Source organism: Candidatus Gracilibacteria bacterium, from assembly GCA_010119145.1.
Taxonomy (GTDB): domain Bacteria; phylum Patescibacteriota; class Gracilibacteria; order BD1-5; family UBA6164; genus JAACSU01.
This window is the reverse complement of the sequence record JAACSU010000002.1, coordinates 1-2,956: the sequence shown is the minus strand read 5'-3', so window position 1 is coordinate 2,956 and position 2,956 is coordinate 1. Positions and strand designations below refer to the sequence as shown.

General features: G+C 30.5%; 2 protein-coding genes. Both read right to left on the bottom strand.

Going from position 1 to position 2,956, the window contains the following annotated elements; genetic code table 25:
• The coding region (locus tag GW846_00035; protein NDK09157.1) for a hypothetical protein at window positions 1–1,324 on the bottom strand (1,324 nt) is incomplete at its 3' end.
• Window positions 1,325–1,337: 13 nt separating this feature from the next.
• Window positions 1,338–2,956, bottom strand: a 1,619-nt coding sequence (locus GW846_00030; GenBank protein NDK09156.1) for a DEAD/DEAH box helicase, incomplete at its 5' end; no start/stop codon positions are given.

Below are 2,956 nucleotides of genomic sequence, written 5' to 3'. Positions count from 1 at the left end.
AAGGGAAAGGACCAATATCTCCTCCACTTGGGTTATCAGGATATGTTGTTCCACCTTCTGCTACACCACCGCTTCTAATTCCTCCTCTACTACCAGCATCAATCAAAACAATATCTTTTTTCATTAATCGAATTTGATTTTCTAAAAACTCCGATAATTTACAGATGAATTCAAGCTGTATGTCATCTTCAGTTCTTTCCAATTGATCTTTATCAATTATCTTTCTGAATGCGTGTACATTCTGTTTAGTATTATCTAATCCAAAGAAAGAGTCAAAATTTGGCTCAAAAGAAAGTTCAACTTTCCACCACCTATTTAATGGGTCTCCTAATTCGCCAATAAAGCCAAAATCATCTAATTTTATTTCTCTTCCAGCTCTTAAAACACTAATCCCAATAAATTCTCTATATATTTTTCCTAATTCTGAATCACCACCTAATCTTTTAGTTTCAGATTTAGCAATAGAAAATTTTATCTTAATAGAATCTTGTATTAATTCATATAAAGCTTTATTTTCTTTATCTCCATTCGGATCTGGAAATAAATATTCTCCATCTTGCCAAGGTGTATTTGTAGCTTGATTGTCAAAAGGTATTTTCAATTGATTATTAGTCATCAAAAACAAAGGGTCTACTGCTTTTATTGGAGTTGCTAAAGCAAATGATTCTGAAATTGAATTTCCACTCGATTGAAAAACTCTTATTTTAATTTGAACTTTTTTCTCATTAATATAATATCTAAAAATTCTACCTAGTGGCCACTCAATATGTGGAACCAATTTATTGGCTCTTCTTAAAATTAATCTATCACAATCGACCCATCGAACAATTGTACCAGAATTAGATTTAGGATTAATTATTTGTTCAATATGTTTTGGCAAATTAGTTTGGCTTACTTCGGGTAAGAATTCTGATTTTTTACTTTTTATTTCTTTAAAATCAAAATAATTGTAATGGATAGGTGAATTTTTTTTCCAACTATAAACTTCAAATCTTGGGCATTGAGATGCAGATGAATTTGGTAATCCCATACCAAACTTACCAAGCCCTTTAGCGGCTCCGTGTCTTGTCCCTCCACCAAATCGCAAGCTTGTTTCCAAAGTGTCTTTCTCCATTCCCTCACCATTATCAACAACAAATATTTCATTTACAAGCCATTCTCTTTTGCCTGTTGCTGATAATTTTTCAATTAGAATAATTTCAATTTTATTTGCATTAGCTTGTATTGAATTATCTAGTAATTCAGATAGAGCCATTGCGGTATCTCTGTAACCGTTGTCTCTTAAAGAGTCAACACCATTGGGGTCAAAGTAATGTACTGCCATTTATTTTTTAGTATTAGTTATTCCAAATTTCATCATAGAACCCAAACATATCTGATTCATCGCCTAAATCAAAATTATCTCTTAGATCAATTAATTTATTTATTTCGTGACCTCCATTCTTAACACCTCTTAAAGCTCTACCAACCATTTGACTATACAATACGATTGATGCAGTAGGTCGAGCAATTATTAATGTATTTAGGTTTGGCGCATCAAAACCTGTTGTAAGCACACCATAATTTATTAAAACCTTTAATTTATTATTTTTGAATTTTTTAATTGAATCTTCTCTATCAAATTTTGCTGTAGTGCTCAATATAGTTCCGGATTCAATACCAATCGATTTTAGAAGCGTCTGCAGTATTATGCAATGTTCAACATTACAAGCAAAAATCAAAATAGATTCACCATTTTGAAAAGCTAGGTCAACTTTGTCTATTATCAATTTATTTCTGCCAGGGTTTTTTGACAAGTCTCCAAGAATGGATTTAAGCTTATCATCACCAAATAGTCTTAAATCTTTTATTTGTTTTTCTGTGAGTTTTAATTGAACATTAGTCATTAATTCCTCTCTTTCAATTTTTGCTAAAACACCTCTTTCTTGTAAAAAAGAAATAGGATTTTCAATCGGTATGCCAAAATCATCAACCAAACCAATCTTCGTAGAATTAAAAAAATAGGCTAGATGATTATTATCAATGTCCTCTTGATCACTGCTTCTACCCGGTGTAGCTGTTAATCCTACCAGTTGTGTTCCACTGGATGTTTGTGTCAAAAGATTTATAGCGTCCTCATAAGTTGAAGCAAGTGATTTATGTGCTTCATCAACAATTACAAGCTTAACTTTTTCTAAAATTCTATTTTTAATTTTCCTTTGTAAAGAATTGTTAGAATTTATCATAGCATTAAACTTTTGAAAACCAACAAATACAAAAGCACGTTCGCTTTCTAATATTTCTTTAGGATATTCTGTATCACCATAAATTTTAAAAACATCAATTTTATAATCCCCTCTCAATCTCCAAGTATTTACAAATGTTTCTAAGGCTTGGTCATTTAGTTCTTTTGAATGTGCTAACCATAAAACAAAACCTGAATTATCAAAACCTCCTAAAACTGATTTGCATCTTAAATAATCAGACGCCATTTCCATTGCAGTTTTAGTTTTACCAGCTCCGGTTGGCATATGGATTAACATTCTGTTTGTGTAATTAGGATTAAGTAGATTTTGAATTGCTAAATCCTTCAGATTTTTTTGATAATCGTGTAAGTGATAATTGGGTTCTAAAACTTGCTTAAAATCATCAACTATCTCATTTAGAGCGGGCAAAAAGTAATCCTTGTCTAAATCTAACACAGTTATGAAAATTTCTGAAAATTCATACTTTTTATAACCATAATTTTTATCCGATATAGTCTCTCTCTTTTCTTCTGTGTTTTTGCCATCAACACCACTTAATTCCGCTATTTTATTAATAAGTTTATCATCGAGATAAATTACTATCTCTCTAAAAATAACTCTCTCAAATAGTATATTTTTACCGTATTTATTTTGAAGAATTTCAGCATAATTGATAGTAAGATTATTTATGTAAATGTTATAATTAACAATTGCATCACAAATATCTTGAC